Origin of the sequence: Streptomonospora halophila (assembly GCF_039542725.1) — a bacterium.
Classification (GTDB): Bacteria; Actinomycetota; Actinomycetes; order Streptosporangiales; family Streptosporangiaceae; genus Streptomonospora; species Streptomonospora halophila.
In genome coordinates this window covers 56241-79235 of record NZ_BAABIK010000012.1, presented here as the reverse complement: position 1 = coordinate 79235, position 22995 = coordinate 56241, and the positions used below count along the sequence as shown (strand labels likewise).

Annotated in this window: 19 protein-coding genes; 15 read left to right on the top strand and 4 right to left on the bottom strand. The window is 75.0% G+C overall.

Translation table 11 applies throughout. The features are described 5' to 3' along the window. Nucleotide 1: 1 nt before the first annotated feature. The 4 genes from ABEA15_RS12145 (at nt 2) to ABEA15_RS12130 (ending at nt 5805) form a co-directional block, all read left to right on the top strand. The gene (locus tag ABEA15_RS12145; RefSeq protein WP_344147308.1) at nt 2–1627 is read left to right on the top strand and encodes a hypothetical protein; all 1626 of its coding nucleotides are present in this window, start codon (nt 2–4) and stop codon (nt 1625–1627) included. Between the two features lie 5 nt (nt 1628–1632). Continuing rightward, nucleotides 1633–3456, top strand: a complete 1824-nt coding sequence (locus ABEA15_RS12140) for a type IV secretory system conjugative DNA transfer family protein (protein ID WP_344147305.1) — start codon at nt 1633–1635, stop codon at nt 3454–3456. Between the two features lie 75 nt (nt 3457–3531). After that, nucleotides 3532–5175: a hypothetical protein gene (locus tag ABEA15_RS12135; RefSeq protein ID WP_345556708.1), complete on the top strand. Its 1644-nt coding sequence runs from the start codon at nt 3532–3534 to the stop codon at nt 5173–5175. Nucleotides 5176–5373: 198 nt separating this feature from the next. Further along, entirely contained in the window at nt 5374–5805 is a 432-nt protein-coding gene (locus tag ABEA15_RS12130; protein ID WP_344147299.1) for a DUF4913 domain-containing protein, read from the top strand. A gap of 81 nt (nt 5806–5886) precedes the next feature. On the opposite strand, the gene ABEA15_RS12125 is transcribed toward ABEA15_RS12130, so the two are convergent. Together ABEA15_RS12125 and ABEA15_RS12120 are read right to left on the bottom strand one after the other, a co-directional pair. After that, a complete protein-coding gene (locus tag ABEA15_RS12125) occupies nt 5887–7011 on the bottom strand; it encodes a nucleotidyl transferase AbiEii/AbiGii toxin family protein (protein WP_345556707.1) in 1125 nt (374 codons plus the stop codon). Continuing rightward, the gene (locus ABEA15_RS12120; protein WP_345556706.1) at nt 7004–7846 is read right to left on the bottom strand and encodes a type IV toxin-antitoxin system AbiEi family antitoxin domain-containing protein; all 843 of its coding nucleotides are present in this window, start codon (nt 7844–7846) and stop codon (nt 7004–7006) included. Before ABEA15_RS12120 ends, ABEA15_RS12125 begins: the two co-directional genes overlap by 8 nt. A gap of 282 nt (nt 7847–8128) precedes the next feature. Here ABEA15_RS12120 and ABEA15_RS12115 point away from each other — a divergent pair, with 282 nt between their 5' ends. Beyond that, nucleotides 8129–9220 (top strand): hypothetical protein, encoded by a 1092-nt coding sequence (locus ABEA15_RS12115; protein WP_345556705.1) that lies wholly within the window; start codon nt 8129–8131, stop codon nt 9218–9220. Beyond that, nucleotides 9201–10664, top strand: coding sequence for a glycosyltransferase family protein (locus tag ABEA15_RS12110; protein ID WP_345556704.1), 1464 nt, complete (start codon nt 9201–9203; stop codon nt 10662–10664). Before ABEA15_RS12115 ends, ABEA15_RS12110 begins: the two co-directional genes overlap by 20 nt. A 66-nt stretch (nt 10665–10730) precedes the next feature. Here ABEA15_RS12110 and ABEA15_RS12105 read toward each other — a convergent pair whose 3' ends face one another. Both ABEA15_RS12105 and ABEA15_RS12100 read right to left on the bottom strand, forming a co-directional pair. After that, entirely contained in the window at nt 10731–11756 is a 1026-nt protein-coding gene (locus ABEA15_RS12105) for an SDR family oxidoreductase (protein ID WP_345556703.1), read from the bottom strand. Nucleotides 11757–11946: 190 nt separating this feature from the next. After that, entirely contained in the window at nt 11947–12891 is a 945-nt protein-coding gene (locus tag ABEA15_RS12100; RefSeq protein WP_345556702.1) for a polysaccharide pyruvyl transferase family protein, read from the bottom strand. A 177-nt stretch (nt 12892–13068) separates the two neighbouring features. Here ABEA15_RS12100 and ABEA15_RS12095 point away from each other — a divergent pair, with 177 nt between their 5' ends. The 9 genes from ABEA15_RS12095 to ABEA15_RS12055 all read left to right on the top strand — a co-directional run bounded on the left by ABEA15_RS12095 (nt 13069) and on the right by ABEA15_RS12055 (nt 22700). After that, nucleotides 13069–13524 (top strand): hypothetical protein, encoded by a 456-nt coding sequence (locus ABEA15_RS12095; protein WP_345556701.1) that lies wholly within the window; start codon nt 13069–13071, stop codon nt 13522–13524. Nucleotides 13525–13948: 424 nt separating this feature from the next. Beyond that, the gene (locus tag ABEA15_RS12090; RefSeq protein WP_344147275.1) at nt 13949–14299 is read left to right on the top strand and encodes an NADH-quinone oxidoreductase subunit A; all 351 of its coding nucleotides are present in this window, start codon (nt 13949–13951) and stop codon (nt 14297–14299) included. Next, a complete protein-coding gene (locus tag ABEA15_RS12085) occupies nt 14290–15849 on the top strand; it encodes a hypothetical protein (protein WP_345556700.1) in 1560 nt (519 codons plus the stop codon). Before ABEA15_RS12090 ends, ABEA15_RS12085 begins: the two co-directional genes overlap by 10 nt. Further along, a complete protein-coding gene (locus tag ABEA15_RS12080; RefSeq protein ID WP_345556699.1) occupies nt 15842–16783 on the top strand; it encodes an NADH-quinone oxidoreductase subunit H in 942 nt (313 codons plus the stop codon). The genes ABEA15_RS12085 and ABEA15_RS12080 overlap by 8 nt, the downstream gene beginning before the upstream one ends. Nucleotides 16784–16789: 6 nt before the next feature. Continuing rightward, nucleotides 16790–17362, top strand: a complete 573-nt coding sequence (locus ABEA15_RS12075; RefSeq protein ID WP_345556698.1) for an NADH-quinone oxidoreductase subunit J — start codon at nt 16790–16792, stop codon at nt 17360–17362. Then, nucleotides 17359–17664 (top strand): NADH-quinone oxidoreductase subunit NuoK, encoded by a 306-nt coding sequence (gene nuoK / locus ABEA15_RS12070; protein WP_344147264.1) that lies wholly within the window; start codon nt 17359–17361, stop codon nt 17662–17664. Before ABEA15_RS12075 ends, nuoK begins: the two co-directional genes overlap by 4 nt. 4 nt (nt 17665–17668) lie before the next feature. Continuing rightward, nucleotides 17669–19591: a proton-conducting transporter transmembrane domain-containing protein gene (locus tag ABEA15_RS12065; RefSeq protein ID WP_345556697.1), complete on the top strand. Its 1923-nt coding sequence runs from the start codon at nt 17669–17671 to the stop codon at nt 19589–19591. A gap of 135 nt (nt 19592–19726) precedes the next feature. Then, on the top strand, nt 19727–21256 hold the full coding sequence (locus tag ABEA15_RS12060; protein ID WP_345556696.1) for a complex I subunit 4 family protein: 1530 nt from the start codon (nt 19727–19729) through the stop codon (nt 21254–21256). A gap of 13 nt (nt 21257–21269) precedes the next feature. Then, nucleotides 21270–22700 (top strand): NADH-quinone oxidoreductase subunit N, encoded by a 1431-nt coding sequence (locus ABEA15_RS12055; protein WP_345556695.1) that lies wholly within the window; start codon nt 21270–21272, stop codon nt 22698–22700. The last annotated feature ends 295 nt before the right edge of the window (nt 22701–22995 follow it).

Here is a 22995-nt window from a genome sequence, read left to right as displayed (position 1 = left end):
CATGGCATCCAGCACCGACACGGCCGCGACCGAGCAGCCGCTCGCGCCTCCGGGCGCCGGCGACGACCGTGCCGAGCGCCGCCGCAGGCGCGCGCGGCGCAAGAACGAGCACCGGGAGCAGCGCGCCGCCGCCCGTACCGCGTCCCGGCCCGACCGCGGGCGCCGCCGCCCGGCCGGCGAGGAGGGCGCCGACGACGCGGCGCTCGGTCCGCTGCCTCCCGTGATGGGCTGGGGGCAGCGCGAGGGCGGCGCCTCGGTCAACATCCCGCACGTGCCCGAGTTCCAGGCCACCACCGCACAGGCCTGCGGCCTGTTCCCGTTCGTGACCAGCAGCAAGCCGCCGTCGGTGGGCACACCCATCGGGCGCGACCTGCTCTCCGGCGAGGTCGTGTGCCTGGACCCGCTGGCGTGGCTGCGCTCGGGCCTGGTGACCAACCCGGGCTGCTTCGTGCTCGGCCAACCCGGGACGGGGAAGTCCACCCTGGTCAAGCGACTGATCACCGGCGCGGTCGCGTTCGGCACCCGCGCCATCGTGCTGGGCGACACCAAGCCCGACTACACCAACCTCATCCGCTACCTCGGCGGCCAGGTCGTCGAGATCGGCCGGGGGATGGACCGCATCAACCCGCTGGACTCCGGTCCGCTGGGGTCGTCGCTGGAGCTGCTCGGCCCCGAGGAGCGGGCCCAGCTGCGCTGGGAGGTGCGTTCCCGCCGCATCTCGCTGCTGATGGCGCTGTGCACGCTGGTGCGCGAGGACCGCATCAGCAACGCCGAGGAGGTCGTGCTCGGCGCGGCGGTGGACCTGCTCGACGAGCGGCTGGGCGACGGTGTCCAGCCCACCGTGCCCGACGTGCTGCGGGTCATCGAGGAGGGGCCCGACGGGCTGCGCGCGCTGGCCCGCGCGGGCTCGGCCGACCGCTACGACGAGCGCGTCGACGACCTCGTCTTCACTCTGCGCCTGCTGTGCACGGGATCCCTGGCGGGCGTCTTCGACGGTCCCACCACCAACCCCGTCGACCTCAACGCGCCCGGTATCAGCGTGGACATCTCCCGCGTGGGCGCGGCCGGCGACAAGCTGCTGACCGCGGCCATGCTGTGCACCTGGAGCTACGGCTTCGGGACGGTCGACGCGATGGGGCTGCTCGCCGAGCAGGGCGTCATGGCCCCCCGTTCCTACATCGGGGTGATGGACGAGCTGTGGCGCGCGCTGCGGGGCGCACCCGGCCTGGTGGAGTACGCCGACTCGCTCACCCGCCTCAACCGCAGCAAGGGGATGGCCTCGGTGATGGTCACCCACTCGCTCAGCGACCTGGAGGCGCTGGCCAACGAGGAGGACCGGGCCAAGGCGCGCGGATTCGTCGACCGGTCGGCCATCACCATCCTGGCCGGCCTGCCGCCCCGGGAGCTGTCGCGGGTCAACCAGATCACCCCGCTGACCGAACCGGAGCAGGGCCTGGTCTCGTCCTGGTCCTCCCCCGACTCGTGGCAGCCCGGCACCCTGCACCCGGGCCGGGGCCGCTACCTGATCAAGACCGGCGCCGAGCGGCTGGGCATCCCGGTGCAGATGACCCTCACCGGCGACGAGTTCGACCTCTACGACACCGATCAGGCGGTGAACAGGGCATGAGAGGCATGGCATGGCAGTCCGACAGGTTCCAGCCGCGCGGCGGCGCCATGGCGGCGGGCACCCCTCCGCTGCTGGCGGTGCTGGCGCTGTGGGGCGTGGTCGGCCTGGTAGGGCTGGTCTGGGTGGCGGCGTGGCTCGCCGCGCTGGTGACCTCGGGCGAGGTCGCGCCGTTCGGCGCCCGGTGGATCCTCTGGCTGGTCACCGGTGACACCGCCAAGGCCTGGCCGGGCACGCCCACCCTCGTGGTGGCCGCGTTCTGCGCCGTCCTGGCCGCGGGGCTGGGCTGGGGCGGGCGGACGGTGCTGCTGGCGCTGCGGGCGCGGCTGGGCAGCGAGGGCGACCCGGTCGCGGCGCTCAACGTCGGCAACGACGACGTGGGGGAGCTGTCGCGGCCCGCGGCCGCGCAGAAGTCGCTGCGGCTGCGCAAGACCACGCTCAGCGGTTCGCACAAGGAGCTGGGCGACCGCGACGTCGGGCTGGCTCTGGGCGAGGTGAAACTGCCTGGCGGGCGCAGCGGCCCGAAGCTGTTCGCGTCCTGGGAGGACACGGTCCTGGCCTACATGGCGCCCCGGGCCGGCAAGACCACCGCGCTGGCCATCCCCTACGTCCTCAACGCCCCCGGCCCCGCCCTGGCGACCAGCAACAAGGGCGACGTGTGGTCGGCGACCGCCGCACTGCGCGAGCAGCGCACCGGCGAGCGCGTGTGGCTGTTCGACCCCCAGCACATCACCCACCAGAAGCAGGAGTTCTGGTGGAACCCGCTGCGCCACGTGCGCACCGTCGAGGACGCCTACCGGCTGGCCAGCCACTTCGTGCTGACCATCGACGACGACGATTCCAAGAAGGACATGTGGGGGCCCGCCGCCAAGGCGCTGCTGTCCCAGCTGATGCTGGCCGCGGCGCTGGCCGGCGAGTCCCTGGGCCGTGTGGGGGAGTGGCTGCACGACGCCAAGCAGCCGCGCCCCATCGAGGTCCTGTTCGACCACGGCTTCACCGCCTACGCCGAGGCGCTGCGCGAGACGCAGAACATCGTCAGCGAGACCCGCGACGGCATCTTCACCACCGCACGCACCGCCGCCCGCTGCCTGGACGACCCCGAGATCATGGAGTGGGTCACCCCGCCCCCGGCGGGCTCCGGAGCCGACGAGTTCGACCCGCGGGAGTTCGTGCGCTCCCGGCAGACCCTGCACCTGCTCAGCAAGTCCCGGGCCGCCTCGGCCCCGCTGATCGCGGCGATGACCGACGCCGTGTTCATCTCCGCCGAGGAGGCCTCGGAGGGGATGGGCGGACGGCTGGACCCGCCGCTGGTGGCGGTCCTGGACGAGGCCGCCAACATCTGCAAGATCGCCGACCTGCCCGACCTCTACTCCCACCTGGGCTCACGCGGGATCGTGCCGGTCACCATCCTGCAGAGCTACCGCCAGGGGGTGCGGGTCTGGACGGAGAACGGCATGGAGGCCATGTGGTCGGCCGCCACCGTCAAGCTCTTCGGCGCGGGACTGGACGACCAGAAGATCGTCGAGGCGCTGTCCAAGCTCATCGGGCAGCACGACGTGTCCACGACCTCGTTCAGCTACGGCGACGGCAAGGGCAACCACTCGGTGCAGCTGCGGCGCCAGGAGGTCATGGAGGGCGCCGACATCCGCCGCATCGGCAAGGGCGAGGCCCTGATGTTCGCCACCGCGGCGCAGGCGACGCTGCTGAAGATGTGCCCCTGGTACACCGGTCCCGACTCCGCCGCGATCGGCGCGGAGATCTCCCGCGCCGAGTCCTCGGTGACCGAAGGCGCTCAGCGCAGGTACGCCGTCGCCGACAGCCATGACGCCTAGACCCAGGGGCGGGCGCCGCGCGGGCCCCGCCGGAGCGCCGCCGCACGGCGGCCGCCGAGAGGAGTGGAGCAGGACATGAGTGAGGAACAGCGGCCCGCGGCCCCGGCACCCGCCCGCGGCGACGCCGGCCCGCGGCCGCCGCGCTTCGACACCACCGACGTGCGCGGCAGCGTGGGCACGCCGCTGGCCGACCAGCTGCAGCAGACCCCCTCGGCCATCGGCGAGGCCGTCATGGAGGCGCTCATGGCCTTCCTGCGCGGCAACTCCCGCACGAGCCGCAAGGCGGTGCGGGCGACCGGCAAGGGCGTCATGGTGGCCGGAGCCGTGCTGGCGCGGGCCCGCCGAAACCGGGCGGCCAAGAACGCCGAGGAGAACAACCGGGTCGTGCACCCGACCAACCGCACGCCCGCCAACAACCGCGACGTCGCGATCGCGCGCGCCGCCCGCGACCACGCCCGCGACCGCGAACTGACCCAGCGCGTCAAGGCCGCCGTCGCCGCCAACCCCGACGTGTCCGAGGACGTCCGGCGCGCCGTCACCGGGCCCGACGGCGACGGCGCGGTCGAAGGTGTGCTCGCCTCGGTCGAGCACACCGACGTGGCGGCGGCGCTGGCCGTGCCCAAGCGCCAGGATGAGCTGATCGAGCGGGTGAGCCGGGAGTGGACCGAGACCCTCGGCTTCGACGGCGACTTCGCCGACGCCTGGCGCCACGCGGCGGCCAACCCGGAGATCGCCGAGAGGTCGGGCGTGGACGCGGGCGAGCCCGCACAGGGCTCCTGGGCCCGGTTCGCCGCCTGGGACTCCCGGACCGCGCCCGGCGACGAGGAGCTAGCCATGCTCAACGGCGCGTGGCTGAGCGCCGTCGCGTCCCTGGAGCCCGAGTCGGCCGACGTGCGCCGCGCCGTCGAGCGGGTGGTCGCCCGCTGGGAGCCGCTGGTCGCCGAAAGCTACCGGCGCAACCTCATCGGCCAAGGACTCGCCACCGGTCGGCGCGACCTCCAGTCGGGGGAGATGGACCGCATCAGCGCGATCGAGGCGGCCATGGTGCACGTCGACGACCCCGGACGCGGGCACGACGGCGGCCGCCCGCTGACGCTGCCCGAGGCCTGGGAGCGGGCGCTGGAGGACCCGCAGGCACTGCGGGACCGGGACGACCGCCAATTGCGCGACCTCGTGGAGTCGTGGAGCTTCAACGCCCTGCGCAGAGGCGGGCGCGCGATGCGCTTCGCCGACGAGGCCGACGCGGCCCTGGCCCGGTTCGCGGGGCACCTGGAGGCGGCCAACCCCGAACTGGGCGCGGAGTACCGGCGGCGGCTGGAGCAGGGCGGGCCGCCGGTCCAGGCCTACACCGAGGTCTCGCGCGCCGCCATCGGCCACCCCTTCGACCCCGCCTCCCGCCTGGCCGAGCCGGACGGCGGGAGCGGCGGCGACGAGGAGCCGCCCGTGCGGTCGCAGCAGGGCGAGCGCGTCCGCGAGGGAGCCGTTCAGGTGGCCGACGCGACCGCGGACCGCGCCGCCCAGCCGGCGTCGGGCCTGGTGGCGACGGTGCAGGCGGGAGCGCAGCCGAGTCACGGCGACTTCACGGAGGCCGACTTCGCACGGAAGGAGACCCTCGACCCGCCGGCGGGCCTGGCGACCCTGGGCGGCAGGTACGCCCTCAACCGCCGCAGGGCCGATGCGAAGAACCGGGAGGTGCGCAGCGGTTCGGCGTCGCTGTGACCGCGGCCGCAAGTACCGGCGGAGCAGGGCGGAGGAGTGGCGCGGCGAACCGGAGACGGGGCGGGCGGCAGGCGGCACGCGATAGAGCGGCGGGCGGCACGAGGTAAAGCGGCAACGCGGTAAAGCAGCAAGGCGGCAGCGCGGAAACACGGTAAAGCGGCAACGCAGCAAGGCAGCAGCGAAAGGACGGCAGCGACGATGACCACAACCCCCGAAACGACCGCCCAGGCCCCGGAGCCCGGAAGCGGCGAACGCGAATACGACGCCTATCCGCAGTCCGGCGCCCAGCAGAACACCCCGGTCTTCCGAAACGTCGAGGAATTCGTCACTTACCGCTTCCTGCCGATGTACACCCGCGCCGAAGGCGGCCAGTTCCGCTGGTGCAAGGAATGGTGGCGCCACCCCGAGGCCGTTTCGCGCTTCCACGCCCTTTGGCACGCCTGGGAGGTGCTGCGCTGGGAACCGGGAACGGGAATGGCGGTGTGGTACCGCGACCACCTCGACTACCAGATGGCGTTCCTGCTCGCCGACACCGGCCCGTTCCGCGAATGCACCTCCCGCCGCCACCAGGACCCCCGCCCCCTCCCGGCCGACCCGGCCCCGGAGGGCTGGTTCGAGAACGAGTGGTAACCACCGGCCTGCGCTCGGCCGCGCCGGGCGAGGGCCGGTGCGGCCGAGCGCCCCCGCCCCCGCCCGGCTCCGGCTGGGGCGTCACCGGCCGGAGCGGGGGCGGCGGGGGTAGCCGGGATCGGGACGGGCAGCGTTGTCCTGGTGCGGGCGGCGGCCGGGGCCGGGACTGCGCGGACCGGCCTCCGAGGCCGGCTTCGGTCCCGGAAGGCCGGGGACCGGGTTGTCCAAGGCGCTGAAGTCGCCGCGCACCGCGATCGCCCTCGCCCCCTTCTGTTCGGCCTCTCCCCGCGGTATCCACGCCCGGCGCTGCGGGTCCCAGTCGGCCTGCGGCGCCTCGTCGGCCAGCAGGGGGTCGAGGAAGGCGCGTGCGGCCGGTACCGCCTCGTCGAGAGCGGAGTAGCCCAGGCCCGGCGTCGAGGCCGCGTACCGGGCGAACCCCTCGTGCCACGCGGGGTTGGGCACCTCGAACCGGTCGGAGACGATCAACCGGTCGTTGAGAGTGCGCTGGTAGGCGAACTCCTCGCGAAGCACCGCGTGTGCCTCGGGGCCGTCCAGCGGCAGCCGTTCGGACAGGAAGAGGGTGTCCACGAGGTCCTGGACCCGGACCGGAGCCTCGCCGCGCCACGTCTTGATGAACATCCCCGAGACCTTGTGCGCGAGCGTGTCGTAAGGGGAGATCATCCGCAGGTCCGGGTTCTCGCCTGCGACCCCCGACGCGAGGATGTGCTCGGGGAAGCGCACCATCTCCTTGCCGCGCCACTCCGGGCGGTCGTCGGGCGGGACGATGTCGGTCTGGATCTCCATCAGCGGCCGGTCGCCGAGGCGGGCGGAGTGCGTGATCCGTGCGGCGGTGCCGGTGCCCATGATGCCGTCGTCGACCTCCACCGGGGTGAAGCGCAGGTGGTCGCCGAAATCCTGGTCGAGGGCGGAGTTGTAGTGCTCGATCATGGTCGCGACCGGGGTGGGACGCGTGGTCACCACATCGACGTCGCTCGTCGCGCGTGCTTCGGGCCAGCGGGCCAGCAGGGTCTGACCGCCCTTGATGGTCCAGTCGTCCGGGTAGGCGCCGAACAGCCGCACCATCGTGCGCTGCAGCACCCACTGCAGCATTTCGTCGCGCGGCGACGTGCCGCGGCCGTGCGCGTGATCGCGGACCCTGGCGTTCAGCTCGCGCCAGAAGCCGTCGGCGGAGTGCAGGTCAGGCATCGGCTCCGCTCCTCCCGACGATCTCGGCCGCGATTGCCCGGACCAGTTCGGGGTCGGCGCTGATCGCGGCGAGATCGGCGGCGTCGTCGCCCTCGCCGATCCGCCGCAGCAAGGCGGTCACGCGGGTGACGCGGGCCGGAGCGCGCAGCTCCGCGAGTGCACGGACGTTGCGCGGAGACAGCTCCGACCGGGCGGCGACGCGGTCCGCCCGGAAGTGCTCGGCGAACAGGGGCCCCTCGGCCGGGAAACCGCAGCGCTTGGCGAGGGGGACGAGCTCGGTGTGCAGCGCGGCGAGATCGACCAGGTCGCGTCGGAGAGCGCCGTCCAGTACGGCGGCGACCTCGTCGTGGCTGGTCCCGCTGCGTACAAGGTCGACGAGGGTGCGCTGCGGCGCGGTGACGGGCACGCCACCCTGGATCGTGGCCTCGTGCGCGGCGAGGGGAGTGTGGTGGATGCGAACCGCGCGCGGCGCTTGAAGGGACTCGGGCGCGGTGATGTCGACCCCCGCGACCGAGACCGGGCCCAGCCCGAACAGCCGCGCCGCGGACTCGTGGGAGAGGACGGCGCCCCTGTGCGCCTCGACCGGGCGCTCCCAGGCGAACCTGTCGGGTTCGACGGCCAGCCAGGCGGCGTAGGCATAGGCCGAGGTCGGATCGGTCGGGCTGCTCGCCAGCTGGTAGACGGACCAGTCGAGCTCCCAGAGCATTCCGGTCTCCTGGAAGCGGTCGAGTCCGGCCGCCCCCACGCCGGCGCGCTCCGCCTGCGCCCGCGTAACGAGGCCCAGCTGCCGAGCCGCAGTGACCGACAGGTCGTAGAACGATGATTCCCAATCCATTTCTGTATTGTATTCAACCGCCCCGGGCGGGGGAAGGTCCGAATCCACGAAGCCCGGCGTCGGATTCGCTTTCCGCGGAGTGACCGGTGCGGCTGTGAATTACGTCGGAAAATTCTCATGTTCCGGGATTCGGTTCCCCAGCAATTCGGGGGTGTGTGAAATATCCGTGTCCGGAACCGGTCGCGACCGATCTCGTGCACGGCGGAATTTCGCCGCTAGCATGAGCCGGTACGTAACCGCACTGCGGTCTTCTCGCGTATTCGGAATAGAGGATGTCCGACCGTGCCGTCCGAACTTGACGAACACCATCAGCGGCTTTACTCGGCTTCCGCCCGCATGATGTGGGAGCAGGGGCCTCCCGCCTGGCGCGGCGACCGCTGGCCGACCGCTCGCCGCGACGCCTGGCGCGATCTGGAGGCGGCGCTCTCGGCGTCGCCGCCTGCGCCCGTTGCCGACGTGCCGGCCGACCCCGCCCGGTACCTCGTGTCGGGGCGCGCACCGGACGCCCGAGCGGTGCCCCTGGCTGCGGCGGTCGGGACATGGGAGGCACGCTTCGACGCCGACCCGGTGCCGCCCGAGCCCGGCACAGGCGTCCCCGCGGAAGGTGCCGTAGCGATCGCGGCGGTGTGGCAGACGCTGATCTGCGACCTGCTCGACGAGCTCGCCCAGCGGCTCGCTCCCGGCCGCCCTCCGTGCGTGATCACCGGCGACTCCGCCGAGCTGGCCGACGAGATCCGCGCCCTCGGCGGGGCCCTGCGTACAGCAGCCGAAGGCGCCGCCGCGCCGTCGCCGGCCGCCGCGCCCGCCCCGGCCGGCGACGGTGGAGACCGGGAGCCGGAGAGCCCCGTAACGGGCGAGGGATATGCCCGGCTGCGGGCCGCTGCCCTGGCGGCCGCCCGTGCGATGCCCACCCGCGCCGAAGCCGAACGGGCAGGCGACTTCACCGTGCGGGCCGCCGCCTGCGCCGCCGCCGAGGACCTCTCGCGCGTCGCCGAAGGCGGCACCGCTCCCCAATGGCGCGAGCGCCGAGCCGGGATCGACCCCTCCCGGCACCTGGTGCAGGGATACCGGTGGAGTGGCGGAGCCGCCCGCCCCACGTCCTTCGGCCAGGCCGCCGCGGGACTGCGCGCCGACCGCGCGGGACCGTCCGCTCGGCCGCTGGACCCCGCAGACGCCGCAGCGTGGCGCACCGCAGCCGCGGAGGGGACGTCCGTCCTGCTCTCGCCGACCGCCGCCCTCATCGCTGCGGAACTGCTCGCCGAGCTCGCCGCCCGGCTCACCCCCGGTACCCGGAGCGGGACCGTGCCCCTGACCGGACTCGCTGTGCACGACTTCGTGAAAGGACGGTTCCGCCGTGCCTTCATCGTCGCCTGAGCGCGGAACCGAACGCCCGCTGGAGGTCCTGTTCGTCGCCGATCTGAGCGGACGGAGCAAGGGCATGGGCGGTGTGCCGGTCGTCAGCGGCGAGATCACCAGAGCCATGGCCGAGCAACCCGGCGTCAATGTCAGCCTGCTGACCGTCGGAGACACCGAGGACCACGGCCAGGCGCGGATTCTGCGGATCCCGCCGACCGGCGACTGGGAGGCGGTCCGCCTGCGCGACATCGCCGAGAACGGGACACCCGCCGACGTCCCGGGCATGCCCGACCCGGATACCTGGCGGCCCGACTGGATCTACGGGCACTCCCGCTACTCGGGGCCGGCTGCCATGAACCTGCGCCGGCGCTGGTACCCCGAGGCCAACCTCGGCCACTACGTGCACATGCCCATCGAACGCTACGCCGAGATCCAGGGGCGACCGCCGGAGGACATCGCGCGCCTCGTCGCATTCGAACGCGAGGTCGTTGCGGAGGCGCAGCACGTCGTGGGGATCGGACCGCTGCTGACCTCGGTCGGTCGGGACCTGGCCGCCGGCAGCGACCCCGTGCCCGCCCTCCACGAGGCGATCCCGGGGCATCCGCGGGGTGGTGAGGCGCTCACGCCCGCCGCACCCGGCGGCCGCCCGCTGCACATCCTCTTCACCGGGCGCAGGGACGACATCAAGGGATACGAGGACCTGCTGGCCGCGCTTCGCGAGCTCAACGAGCGCGGCGTCGACTTCCGGCTCCGGGTACGCGGATTCCCCGAAGACGCCATCGCCGCCGAATCCCCGAGCGCAGCCGCGGCGATCGGCGCCGAGGGCATGACGGAGCACCTGCCCTATACGACCCGCCAGGCCGAGCTCGACGCCGACGACGCGTGGGCGGACATGAAAGTGGGGCCGTCGAAAGCGGAGGGGTACGGAGTCACCCAGGCCGACGGCCTGTGGCGCGGACTCCCCACGCTCGTCAACGCGGAAAGCGGGATCGCGATGTTCATGTCGGACCCGCACCGGGTCCCCGCGGACATCGGTTCCGCCTTCATCGTCGCCGATCTCGGGCTGACCGGTGCAGACCGCGCCGGCGCGTGGAGCGCGGCCATCGCCCGGGTCGCGGCCGACCACGGCCGTCACGCCGAACTGGCCGCCAGGATGCGCGAGGTGCTGAGCGACTACTCCTGGCAGCACACAGCGTCGGCGCAGCTCGAGTCGATGCGGCGCTTCGAGCTGGGCTCCCGGGGGCACACGATTCAGGGCCCCGGCGGGGTGCTTCTGGGCGAGGACGGGCGGCGCCTGCCCACGGCACGCGAGATGCGGGCGAGCCGGGCGATGGGGCCCGGAGCGCTGGCCGCCGACTACCCGGCCGGCCCTCGCCCGCCGGCGCCCGGCACGGGCGCGGCGGATTCCGCCGCATCGGGCCGCGGACCGGCGCCTGGCCAGGCGGCCAGGCGCAAGCTGTGACGCGGACGGGCCGATCGCCGTAGTGGTGCGGTCCGCGGCGGGGGCCGCGGACCGCGGTGCGCGGGGCTACCCGTGCCGTCTGTGCAGGGCGCGCCAGGCGAGGGTGCCGGCCGCGGCGGTGGCGGCGATCGCGGCGGCGGTGAGGCGGCCGGTGCGGCGGGAGGCCCACTGCTGGACGCTGAACGCGCGGCCGCTCTCGTCGAAGGAGCCGTGGGCGCCGAAGTCGCGGCCGCCGGACCGGTCGGCCGGCTGCCAGAGGTTGGCCGTCTGGTCGGGCAGGTGCGGTTTGTCGGTCTGCTGGGAGGAGTAGCCGGAGCGGGCGAGTATCCGGTCGAGCAGTCCCGGCACCAGCCGGTTTCCCAGGATCGTCTGGACGGCCGAGCCGCCCACCCAGTACTCGCGCGGCCGCGGGCGGTCGGCCGCGCGGACGATCGCGCGGGCGGCCACCTCGGGCTGGTAGATCGGCGGCACCGGCTGGGCGTGCTTCGGCAGCCGCGACAGCACCCATTCGAACTGCGGCGTGTTGACAGCGGGCAGGTGCACCATCGTGGTGGCGACCCCGGACCCGTCGTGCATCAGCTCGCAGCGCAGCGACTCGTGGAAGCCCTGGATCGCGTGCTTGGCGGCGCAGTAGGCCGACTGCAGCGGAATCCCGCGGTAGGCCAGGGCCGAGCCCACCTGCACGATCGTGCCGCGTTCGCGCGGCAGCATGCGCGACAGCGCGGCCTTGGTGCCGTAAACGCAGCCCAGGTAGGTCACCTCGGTCACCCGCCGGAACTCCTCCGGAGCGATCCGGCTCACCGGCGCGAACACGCCGGTGAAGGCGTCGTTGACCCAGACGTCGATCGGACCGAGCTCCTCCTCGGCGCGCTCGGCCGCACGGTCCACCGCGTCGGCGTCGGCCACGTCGACCGAGATCTCCAGCGGGGTACCGCCCGCCTGGCGGACGTCCTCGGCCGCTCCGGCGAGTCCCTTCTCGCCGCGGGCCAGCAGCGCGACCCGGTCCCCGCGGGCGGCGAACTCCCGCGCGGTGGCGCGGCCGACCCCGCCGCTGGCGCCCGTGATCACCACGACCCTGGCTCGTTCAGCCATCGCCGGATACCCTCCGCTTCCGTCGTCCTCCGGTCCGTCCGGTCCGGGCGTTCGATCCGCCGCCCCGTACGGCCCGTTGTGTCCCGCGTGCTTCGGTCCCGCTCCGCCGCGGCCCGCTGCGGCCGCCGGGACCGCCGCCGCGTCCGCTACCCCGGCGCCCGTCGACCATGCCCCCGGGCCGCGCACCCGGTCACACGCCCTGCAGCGGTCCCGGCGCCGCGTCGGTGCCCGTCAGCGCAGCGAGCAGGTCGTCGATGAGCGGAGAGCGCCCGCGTGCGGCGGCCGCGGTCCACCCGGTGCGGGTGCGGGCGGCCGGGGACCGGCACCACACCCACAGCTCGTCCAACCGGTCGCGGAAGCCGGCCCCGTCGTCCGCGCCGATCCCGGGACCGCCGCGCACCGCGACCGCCGGCCAGCCCAGTGCGCGCGCCTGCGCGCTGACCTTCGCCCCGCCGGAGACCGGGTCGACGGCGATGGCCGGGACTCCGTTGCGCAGCGCCAGCACCAGGCCGTGCAGCCGGGTGGTGACCACCAGGTCCACGCGGCGCACGAGGGCGTCGAACTGCCCGTAGGTTGCGCAGTGCGCGGAGTCGGCGGCGTCCAGCCGGGTGTCCAGCGGGACGCGGGCGCAGTCCTTGGCCGCCAGCCAGCGGTCCAGCTCGGCGTGCGCCTCGGCGTGCTCCCCCCGGTCGCCGTACTCGGGCTGGTCCGGCGCCCGCGTGACCCCCACCACGGGCACCTCCGGCTGTGCCGGCGCGACCGCCGCCAGGTCGGGACGCGGCGGGTCGGCGGCGCCGTCGCGCGGGATCACGGTGTGGAAGCCGCGCACCGCCGGGTCGGCCGGGTCGACCACGGACACGCCGACCGCGGTGCGGCGGCAGTGGGCGAAGCGCCGGTGCAGGTCACGCACCTGCCGCCCGTGCGCCGGTCCGCAGACGAATACCAGGTGTTCGTAGTCGCCGGGGTGGACGTCGTCCAGGACCGGGCCGTCGATGAGGGTGTGGGGGCTGCGGCCGATGTCGTGCGGGACGCCCGCCCCGGCCAGCGCCGCGCTCACGGCGGCCGCCGCCCCCACGTCGCCCGCGGTCGCCTCGCCGTGCAGGAAGCCGAACCAGCCTGTAACCAGTGTTCGCATGGCCGCCCCGCTACCCTGACGGCCGCTGGGTAGGCGGGTGAAAGCGGGCGGGCACACGCCGCGGACCACCACACCGGCGCTGCCGGGGTGCGCCCGCGGGTGGACCGCCTCTTCTAGGCTTGCCGAACAGGCGCAGGGGCGGACGTGCCGACGTGAAACCGGAGGAGGAACAACGCGGTGACCCGACAGGGCGAGGCCGGCAACCGAGGCCTGTACCTGCGCGAGCTGCGGCTCGCGCTGCGCAACAACTCGGGTGCCTACGGGTACTCCGTGATGATCACCGGGACGCTGGCGGTGCTGACCGCCGTCAACCGCAGCCCGCAGGTCGGCCAGGTCTTCCTGTTCCTGCTGGGCGCCGTCCTGAGCTTCGCGGCGGTCGAGGTCCTGGCGACCCGGGTCTTCACCAAGCCGATGAACGAGGACGAGGCGACGAAGGTCATCGCCCTCGGCAGTTCGCTGAACTTCGCCTCCATCGCCGTCGCCGTCGGCGCCGCCGCACTCGTCGCCCTGGTGCTGCCGAGCACCCTGTCGTGGACCGCGGGGGGCTTCGTCGCGTCGCTCGTGTACCTGCTCACGGCGGCGGTGGAGATGGCCGTCGCCCGCCGGATCGAGGAGTACCGCAACCTGGAGTGAACGGGTACGGGTGAGCCGTCGCCGGGGCAGCGCGCGGCTGCGCCGCGGACCGCCCCGCCTGCGCCGCGCGCAGTCGCGCCGAACCGGTGTCTCCGGTTGCCCCGCTGCCCCGGTGGAGCGGCGAACGGCGGCGCCGATGACTCCGCCGACCCGCCGGCCCGGCGATGCGGGATCCCTGCTGCTCACAGGATCAGTCGCGGACCGCTGCGTCGGCCGCGGCGGCATGGCACCCGTGCGGACCGGCGTGTCATCGGGGGATCGCGTGCGGACCGGGGCACGATCGGTGGGATAACCGGCGCCCTGTGCGGATAGGGGCGCCTGTGGCGCCGGAGCACGGCGCCGCCGGAGCCGCGTGTGCGTCGCGGTCCCCCTCGCGCCGGTGCGGCCGGCGCGCACGCCGAGACGGACGGGAGGTGCGAACCGGGTGGGCTCCTTCTGGCCCGCGCTTGCGCTGCTCGGGGTCTCCCTCGCCGGGGTCCTCGGCGTGTACGGCGCCGCCGCGCTGGTCCGCGGCGGCGGCGGACCGCTGGAGCGCGAACCGTACATGGGAGGCGGCGCCGTCACCGAGCACGCCGTGTCGCGGTTCCACGTCCGGTGGTACGCGGTGACGCTGCTGTTCCTCGCCTTCGACATGGAGATGGTCTTCATGTACCCGTGGGTGCTCGTCGTGGCGGAGAAGGGCGTGCACGCGGTCGCGGAGATGTTCGGCTTTCTGGCGGTGCTGCTGGCCGCCGTCGTCTACGCCTGGCGGGAGGGGGCCTTCCGGTGGACCTGACGGCGGGGGAGGCCGGCGCAAGCACGGGCGCGAGCGGGTTCGCGCGGTGGCTTGCGCGCTTCTCGGCGCAGCGGCCGCTGCTGGTGACCGCGGTCGGCGGTACCGGATGCCGCCTGGCCGTGGAGCGGGTCGTGCGGGAACGCGGCCTGCGCAGCGCGCTGGCCCCGAGCGAGGCCGACACGCTGGTGGAGTGCGGTCCCGCGGGTTCGGCTGCCGACGCGGCCGCCGACCGGGTCTGGGACCAGATGGGCGAGCCGCGGGCCCGCGTCCGGGTGCGGACGGCGGAGGAGGCCGCGGCCCGGCTCGACGAGGCCCGCGCCGCGCTGCTCGACCTCCCCGCCCAGCGCCGCGCCGCGCAGCACCGGTCCGGCGCGGACCGCGCCGAAGGGCCGGACCAGGCGGCCGAAAGCGGACACAGCGAGCAGGGCGACCAGGGCGACCAAGGCGGCGGAGACGGCGGCGGGTCCGCGGACCGGGAGGCTGAGCCCGGACACGAGGAGGCGGGCGGTCCCGAAGGCGGCGATCGCGGCGACAGCGCGGACCGTTCCGGCCGTGCCGATTACGGCGGCCCTGCGGACCAAGGCGACCAAGACGACCAGAGCGGACACGGCGACCACGGCGGCCACTCCCACGGCCACCACGGGCGCGGCGCCATGGAGCTTCCCGGCGGAATGCAGATGGCCGATCGCGGGGACGACCGCGACGGGCTGAAGCTGGACCGGCTGCACATCGAATTCGGCCCCGCGCAGGCCGACTGGCCCGCCGGGCTGGTGGCGGAGCTCACAGTGCAGGGCGACGTGGTGCAGGAGGCCCGCCTGCACACCTACGCGCCCGCTCCCGGGGGCGCGGCGGTCTTCTGGGACTACGAAGCGCGCGAGGTCCTCGACCCGGCGGCCGCCCGGTTCCGCGCCGCGGCCGCCGCCGACTCCCTCCAGCGGTTCCTCGCCGTCGCCGGCTGGGCCCCGGCGGCGGCGACCGGGCGGCTCCTGCGCGATCACCTGCTCGACCCCGAGGAGGGGGTGACGGGGCGGCTGCGGTTCACCCGCTGGCTGCGCCGGGTGCGGGCCTCGCGGACGCTCCGGTGGTCGATACGCGGCCTCGGCCGCGCTCCGGACCGCCTGCCGGACGACCCCTCCGGACGCCGCGCCGCCGGCGGGGAGGGCGGCGTCCGCCGGCCTGCCTCCGGCTTCCTCAGCAGCGGCTCCCCGCTCCCGCCCCGCCTGCGCGGCGACGTCGCCCACCGCATCGGACACTGGATCGACGACATCGCCGCCGTGGTCATGCCCGACACCTCCGACACCTTCCTCGCGCCGCCGATCCAGCGGGAGCCCGGCGGTCCGCCCGCGGGCGGACCGCCCTCCGCGCCCCCGTTCCCGCCCCCGTTCCCGCCGCTGGGCCGGGAGCGCGCCGAGTGCGCGCTGGCCGCCGCGGCGGTGCTGCCCGGCATGCTCGTCGGCCGGGACCTGGCGGCGGCGCGGCTCGTGGTCGCGTCGTTCGACCCCGATCTGGAGGCGCTCTCCGCCTACGGGGGTGGGGCCCACCATGGCTGACACGGCCGGCATCACGAACTGGTGGGGCCTGCTCGCCGCCCCCGCGCTGCTCGCCGCCCTGGCCTACGCCGCTGCCGCCGGCTCCGCCGCGCTGACCCTGCGCGCCTCCGGAGGGCCGGTCTCATCGGCTCCGGCCGCGCCCGCCCGCGAGGCGGCCGGGCTGCTGCTGCGCCGCCCGCGCACGGTTCCCGGCGCCGACACGCTGCTGTGGCGCGCGGGGATCGCGACGGTGCCCGTTGCGGCGGTGATGGCGGTGCTCGTCGTCCCGCTCGGCGGCCGGGCGGTCGCCGACCTGTCCATCGGCGTCGTGTGGTTCAACGCCATGGAGGTCCTGCTGTGGGGCGGGATGTGGCTGGCCGGCTGGGGCGCGAACTCGGTCTGGGGACTGGTCGGGGGCTACCGGTACCTCGCCCAGGGGCTCTCGCACGAGCTTCCGCACATGTTCGCGCTGACCACCGCCGCGCTGGGGGCCGGATCGCTGCGCGTGAGCGACATCGCCGCGGCGCAGCAGGATGCGTGGTTCGTGCTCGTGATGCCGGTCGCCTTCGCCGTCTACCTGGTCTCGGCCCTGGCGATGTCCGTGCGCCCGCCGTTCGACCACCCCGCGGGCGCCGACGCCGCCGGCGGCGCCGCGGCCGAGCCCGCCGGCCCGGACCGGCTCGTGCTCCTGGCCGGGCGCCATCTGATGCTGGCCGCCGCCGCGGCGATGGCGGTGCCGCTGTTCCTCGGCGGCGGTGCCGGCCCGCTGCTGCCGGGGTGGACGTGGTCGCTGCTCAAGACCGCCGCCGTGCTCGCCGTGCTGGTGTGGGTCGGCGGCCGGCTGCCGACGGTGCGCATGGACCGGTTCGCCGAGGTGGGCTGGGTGGTGCTGCTTCCGCTGGTGCTGCTGCAGGCGCTGGCGGTCTCCGTCTTCGTCGTCGCGGGATGGATGTGATCGCGCATGGCACAGGTGGCAGAGTGGACCGTCTTCGCCGTCTGCGCGGTGGCGGCGGTGGCCGCGGGCGCCGCCGTCTTCCGGGTGGACTCCATGGCGCGGGCCACCTTCGCGCTGCTGGCGTCGTTCGTCTTCACCGCCGTGCCGGTGCTCCTGCTCGGACTCGCGTACCTCGGTGTGCTGATTGTGCTGATGATGACCATGGAGATGCTGGTCATGGCCGTCTTCATGATCATGTTCATGATGAACCCGGCCGGGCTGGCGCCGATGGCGATGGTGCACAACACCAAGGGCGCCCTGGCCGTCTCCGGGGGCGTTTTCTGCGCCCTGGCCGCCGGAATCCTGCTGGTGCCCTGGCCGCGCGAGCCGGCGCCCCCGCCGCCCGCCGACCCCGCCCTGCAGCTCGGCCACGCGATCATGGGCGAGCACATGCTCGTGATGATGGCGGCCGGCCTGGTGCTGTTCGCGACCATGGTCTCCGGGGTGGTGCTGGCCACGAACCGGGGCCGCTACGACCGCTACGGCGACGACCTGCGCGGCGGCCCCGACGACCCGATCCGCGGGGGTGTGGGCCGGTGACGCTTGAGGCGTTCCTGCTGCTGGCCGCCGCGCTGCTGGCGGTGGGCCTGTACGGCGCGCTGAGCCAGCAGTCCGTCGTCATGGTCATGATGGGCCTGGAGCTGATGGTCAACGCGGTGATGGTCGCCGCTGCCGCCGTCTGGTTCTTCGCCTCGCCGCAGCTTCCCGACGGCCAGGTCCTGGTGCTGGCGGCGATGGTCGCCATGGCCGTGGAGATGGCGATGGGCTTCGCGGTGACGATCGCGATCTTTCGTGCGCGCGACGTGGACGTGACCGACTCCGCCGGCGACCTGCGGGGCTGAGCCGATGAGCGCGGCGATTGCGGCGGATGCGGCGCTGTGGGCACTGGTGGGACTGCCCGCGCTGGCCGGGGCCGTCCTGCTGCTGGGCGGGCGGGCCGCCGAGCGCGCCGCCGCTCCGGCGGCCGTGGCGGCCTCCGCCGCGCTGGCCGTGCTGGCCGTGCTCGCGGTGGTCCACCGCCCGGCGGTCACGGCGCCGGGGCTGCCCGGCATCGGCTTCGGGCTGGCCGTGGACGGCCTGGCGGCGGTCGGCGTGTGCACCCTCGTCGCCGTCCTTTCGGCCGTGGCCCTGTTCTCCGCGGGCGAGCGCGAGGGCGAGGGCGGGCGCTCCCGCTACTACGGGCTGCTGCTGGTCTTCGCCGCCGCCATGCTGGCCGCGGTCACGGCCACCGACCTGCTCACCCTCCTGATGGCCTGGGAGGTCATGGGCGCGACATCCTACGGGCTGATCGCCTTCCACTGGCGCGACCCGCGCACCGGCTCCTCGGCGGCCGTCTCCTTCCTCACCACCCGCACCGCCGACCTGGGCATGTACGCGGCCGCGGGGGCCGCGCTGGCCGCCGGCGCCGGCGGGCTGGACCTGGCCGCGCTGGACCGGCTGAGCGCGCCGTGGGACCACGTGGCCGCGGGCGGGCTGCTGCTCGCCGCCCTGGGCAAGTCCGCACAGCTGCCGTTCAGCTTCTGGCTCTCGCGCGCCATGGACGGACCCGGTCCGGTCTCGGCGCTGCTGCACTCGGCGACGATGGTGGCCGCGGGCGGCTACCTGCTGCTGCGGGTCGAGCCGGCACTGGCCGCGGCGGGGTGGCCGGCCGCCGCTGCCGCCTGGATCGGCGTGCTGACCGCGCTGGCGATGGGCGCCGTCGCCTGCTTCCAGCGCGATCTCAAGCAGCTGCTGGCCGCATCGACCAGCGCCCAGCTCGGCTTCGTCGTGCTCGCCGCCGGAGTCGGCGGGGTAACCGGGGGAGCGGCGCAGTTCGCCGCGCACGCCGCCGTCAAGAGCCTGCTGTTCCTGGCCGCCGGCGCCTGGCTGGTCCGGCTCGGCACCAAGGATCTGGAGGGTCTGCGCGGGGCCGCCCGCAGGCATCCCGCGGTCGGGGTGTGCTTTACGGCGGGCGCGCTCGCCCTGGGCGGTACGCCGCCGCTGTCGGTGTGGGCGGCCAAGGACCTGGTGCTGGCGGCCGCGCACCCGCCGGGCCTGCACGCCGCCGGACTCGCGGCGTCGGCGCTGGCGGCGGCCTACGCGGGCGTGGCGCTGGCGGCGGTGTGGGCCCGCCCCCGCTCCGGTGCGGAGGCCGGTGGCACCGGCACGGGTGCGGGCGCGGCCGCGCGGGGCGGAGCTGGAGCGGGGCACCGGCTGGCCGAGCTGCTGCCCCTGGCGGCGCTCGCCGCCGCGGCGGCCGCGCTGGGCGTGCTGGCGCTTCCGAGCGTCGAGCACTGGTGGAGCGTCCTGCTGGGCCGTCCCGGCGCGCCCGTGCCCGGTCCCGGCTCGATGGCGGCCTCGGCGCTGATCGCGGTGGCTGCGCTGTCCGCGGCGGCGTGGGCGGTCGCCCGCTGGGGGCTCCCGGCGGCATCCCGGGGGCGCTGGGCGGCCGGCCCGGGCGATTGGCTCGGGCTGGAGCGCGCCGCGCGCATCCTCGTCGCGGCGCCGGTGCTGGCGGCCGCCCGCGGCCTGGCGGCCTTCGACGACCGGGTGCTCGACCGCGCGGTCACGAGCGCGGCGGCGGGCGTCCCGCGCTTGGCCCGCGTCGTGGGCGGGCGCGTGGAGCCGGCGGTCGACGCGGTCGTCGCGGCCGCCGCCGCCGGGGCCCGCCGACTGGGCGCGCTGGCGCGCCGCCCGCAGACGGGGCTGGTCCACCAGTACTACGCCCAGGCCGTCACGGTCCTCGCCGCGGCGGCGCTGGTCTTCGCGCTGGCAAGCGCGGTGGTGTGACCCGTGGCCCCGGACACAGCAGAACCCGCCGACCGCGCGGAGCATGCCGGCGACCGGGGCGCGGCGGCCGTTCGGCTTCCGCCGCTTTGGAGCGCGCCGCAGTCCGTGAACGCGACGAGACCGCAGAGGTGATCCGTGCTTTCCGCCGTCGTCTTCCTCCCCTTGCTGACCGCGGGTGTGCTCATGGCTCTGCCCGCGCTCCCGCGGCGGACGGTGCTGGTGGTGTGGGTCGCCGCGACCGCCGTGGACCTGGCGCTGGTGGCGGTGGTGTGGGCCGGCTACCTCGGCGCGCCCGCCGCCGGTGCGGGCGCCGCCGGCTTCGCCGGCCCGATCGCCTACGAGACCCGCCTGCCGTGGATTCCCAGCGTCGGCTCCGGCTACCACATCGGCGTCGACGGCCTCTCCCTGCCGCTGGTGGCGATGACCGCCGTCCTGTTCCTGGCCTGCGCGCTCGCCTCGCTGCGCGCCCGGTATCCGCGGCCGCGCGCCTATGCGGCGCTGTTCCTCGCGCTGCAGACCGTCTCCACCGGGCTGTTCGCGGCCCTCGACCTGCTGCTCTTCTTCGTCTTCTTCGACCTGTCCATCGCGCTGATGTACTTCGTCATCGCCGGATGGGGCCACGGCGATCCCGCGCGCTCGGCGCTGCGCTTCTTCCTCTACACCTTCGTCGGCTCGCTGGCGCTGCTGGTCGGGTTCATCGCCCTCTACCTGGCCGCCGACCCGCACACCTTCGACATGGTGGAGCTGGCGCGCCAGACCCCGCTGGACGGGCGCGCCGCGGCCGGCGGCGCCGTACTGCTGGCCGTCGGCGTCGGCCTGGCGGTGAAGACCCCCCTCGTGCCCTTCCACACCTGGCTGCCGCCCGCGCACACCGACGCTCCCGCGGCCGGCTCGGCGATCCTCGCCGGTGTGCTGCTGAAGATGGGCGCCTACGGTTTCGCGCGCATCGCGCTGCCGATCCTGCCCGAGGCCTGGCGCGCGTGGGCACCCGCCATCGCGGTGCTCGGCACGGTCTCGGTCCTCTACGGAGCCCTCGTCGCCCTGGCCCAGAACGACTTCAAGCGCATGGTCGCCTACACGTCGGTCAACCACATGGGCTATGTGGTGCTCGGCCTGGGTGCGGCGGGCACCGCCGCGGCGGGGACCGCGTCCGCGGGCGCCGAGCTCGCCGTCAGCGGCGCGGCGGTGCAGCTGGTCAGCCACGGGCTGCTGACCGGCGCGCTCTTCCTGCTCGCCGGGGTGCTGCACGAGCGCGGCGGGACCTACGACATGGGCGCCTACAGCGGGCTGGCCGCTCCGGCGCCCCGCTTTGCCGCCCTGCTGACCGTGGCCGCGTTCGGCTCGCTGGGACTGCCGGGCCTGTCTGGCTTCATCGCCGAGTTCCAGGTCTTAACCGGCGGGCTCGGCCTGGCACCGGCGGCCACGGCGCCGGCGCTGCTCGGCATCCTCATCACCGCCGCGCTGCTGCTGCGGGCGCTGCAGCGGATCCTGCTGGGCGGCCTCCGGCTGCCGGGCGGCACCGGGTTCGGCGACCTGCGCGCCGAGGAGAGCGCGGCGATCGTGCCGCTGCTGGCGCTGTCCGTGCTGATCGGGCTGGTGCCGCGCACCCTGCTCGACGTCCTCGCGCCGGCGGCCGAGGCGCTGGCCGGCCTGGTGCTGCGGTAGGGGGAGCCACGACATGACCACGACGACGCTCATCGCGCTCGCTCCCGAGGCGGCCCTGGCCCTGGCCGCGGTCGCCGGGCTGCTGCTGGGCAGCTGGCTGCCGCGCCGCCACCAGTGGGCGGTGCGCGCGCTCGCGCTCGCCGCCGTCGCCGCGGGCCTGGTCGCCACGGGCTTCGCCGCCGCGAATCCGGCGCACACGGCCGCGTCGGGCTCCTACGCGGTCGACATCGGGCTGCACGCCGCCCGCGCCGCCGTACTGGCGGGAACGGGCCTGGTGGTGCTGGCCGCCTCCGACGGCCTCGCGGGCGACCGCCGCGAGAGCGAGGCCTACGTCCTGCTGCTGCTCTCAGCGGCGGGCGCACTGGTGATGGCCGGTGCGAACGGGCTCCTGGTCCTGGTGATGGGCTACCTGCTGGCGAGCGTCCCGCTCTACGCCATGGTCGCCTTCGCCAAGGACGCCCGCGGCACCGAGGCCGGGCTGAAGTTCTTCCTGCTGGGCGCCTTGTTCAGCGTGGTGCTGCTGGGCGGGACGACCGTGCTGCTGGCCGCCGGCGGCGCGACCGGCTACCCGCTGCTGGCCGCCGGGCTGCCCGATGCGCCGCCCGCGGCCGCCGCCGTCGGGGCGGTCGCGGTGCTGGCGGCGCTGCTGTTCAAGGCGGGGGCCGTGCCCGCCCACTTCTGGGTGCCCGACGCCACCGAGGGCGCACCCGCGCCGGTGGCCGCGTTCATCACCACGGTGCCCAAGATCGGCGCGCTGGTGGCCGTCTACCGGCTGGGCGCCGCGCTGCCGCTGGAGGCGGCGGGGAACTGGTCGCTGCTGGTGGCGGCGGTGTCGGCCGCGACCATGGTGCTGGGCAACCTGGCCGCCTTCGCCCAGGACGGCGTCCGCCGGCTGCTCGCCTACTCCACCGTCGGCCAGGTGGGGTTCCTGCTGATGGCGGTCGCCGCCTACGGGCGGGCGCAGGAGGCGCTGCCGGCGCTGCTGTACTACCTGGCCGCCTACACCCTCGCCAACGTCGGCGCGTTCGCGGCGGTGTGCGCGCTGCCGCGCGCCGAGCGCCTCGGGCAGTGGCGGGGGCTGTTCGGCCGCCGCCCCTGGCTCGCGCTCAGCCTGGTGGTGTGCCTGCTCGGCTTGGTCGGCACCCCGCCGACCGCGGTGTTCGTCGGCAAGCTGACCGTGTTCACCGCCGCGTTCGACGCGGGGTTGGTGTGGCTGGTGGTGCTGGCCGCCGCGACGACCGCGGCCAGCCTGTTCTACTACCTGCGCTTGATCCTGCCGCTGTTCCGGCCGCCGGAGGAGGGCGACGCGGACGCCGCGGCGTCCGGTCCGGCCGGACGGTGGGGCTCGGCGGTGGCGGTCGCAGCGGCGGCGCTGTCGCTGCTGCTGGGCGTGGCGGCGGGTCCGGTGCTGGACTGGCTGGACAGCGGCGTCCTGGCGGGCTGAGCCCACTCGGCGGCCGTGGCGGGCTGTGCGGCCTCTGGGTGGTGGGTCCGCGGCGGTATTCGTGTGGGGGTGGTCGTGGTGCGGGGTGTAGCGGGTGTGCGGCTCTTGTCGGTGCGGATCGGCTTGCCGCTGCCCGTGAGGGCGTGCGCGGCCTTTATCCGGTGCCTGCGGGCGGAGTAGCGGCCCACCGGCCGCCGCGGACCCCGCCGGAACGCGGGGGCGGCCCGGGGCCGCGCCGCGCGACTCCGCCCCGCCCGCGCCTGACGCGCGGGCGGGGCGGTTCGGCGGCATTGCC

Excerpts from the sequence above, each read along its gene's own strand:
- ABEA15_RS12120 (WP_345556706.1), bottom strand. The coding sequence starts at position 7,846 with ATGGATTGGGAATCATCGTTCTACGACCTGTCGGTCACTGCGGCTCGG.
- ABEA15_RS12080 (WP_345556699.1), top strand. The coding sequence starts at position 15,842 with ATGGCTGACACGGCCGGCATCACGAACTGGTGGGGCCTGCTCGCCGCC.
- ABEA15_RS12105 (WP_345556703.1), bottom strand. The coding sequence starts at position 11,756 with ATGGCTGAACGAGCCAGGGTCGTGGTGATCACGGGCGCCAGCGGCGGG.
- ABEA15_RS12130 (WP_344147299.1), top strand. The coding sequence starts at position 5,374 with ATGACCACAACCCCCGAAACGACCGCCCAGGCCCCGGAGCCCGGAAGC.
- ABEA15_RS12125 (WP_345556707.1), bottom strand. The coding sequence starts at position 7,011 with ATGCCTGACCTGCACTCCGCCGACGGCTTCTGGCGCGAGCTGAACGCC.
- ABEA15_RS12075 (WP_345556698.1), top strand. The coding sequence starts at position 16,790 with ATGGCACAGGTGGCAGAGTGGACCGTCTTCGCCGTCTGCGCGGTGGCG.
- ABEA15_RS12140 (WP_344147305.1), top strand. The coding sequence starts at position 1,633 with ATGGCATGGCAGTCCGACAGGTTCCAGCCGCGCGGCGGCGCCATGGCG.
- ABEA15_RS12055 (WP_345556695.1), top strand. The coding sequence starts at position 21,270 with ATGACCACGACGACGCTCATCGCGCTCGCTCCCGAGGCGGCCCTGGCC.
- ABEA15_RS12145 (WP_344147308.1), top strand. The coding sequence starts at position 2 with ATGGCATCCAGCACCGACACGGCCGCGACCGAGCAGCCGCTCGCGCCT.
- ABEA15_RS12065 (WP_345556697.1), top strand. The coding sequence starts at position 17,669 with ATGAGCGCGGCGATTGCGGCGGATGCGGCGCTGTGGGCACTGGTGGGA.
- ABEA15_RS12100 (WP_345556702.1), bottom strand. The coding sequence starts at position 12,891 with ATGCGAACACTGGTTACAGGCTGGTTCGGCTTCCTGCACGGCGAGGCG.
- ABEA15_RS12135 (WP_345556708.1), top strand. The coding sequence starts at position 3,532 with ATGAGTGAGGAACAGCGGCCCGCGGCCCCGGCACCCGCCCGCGGCGAC.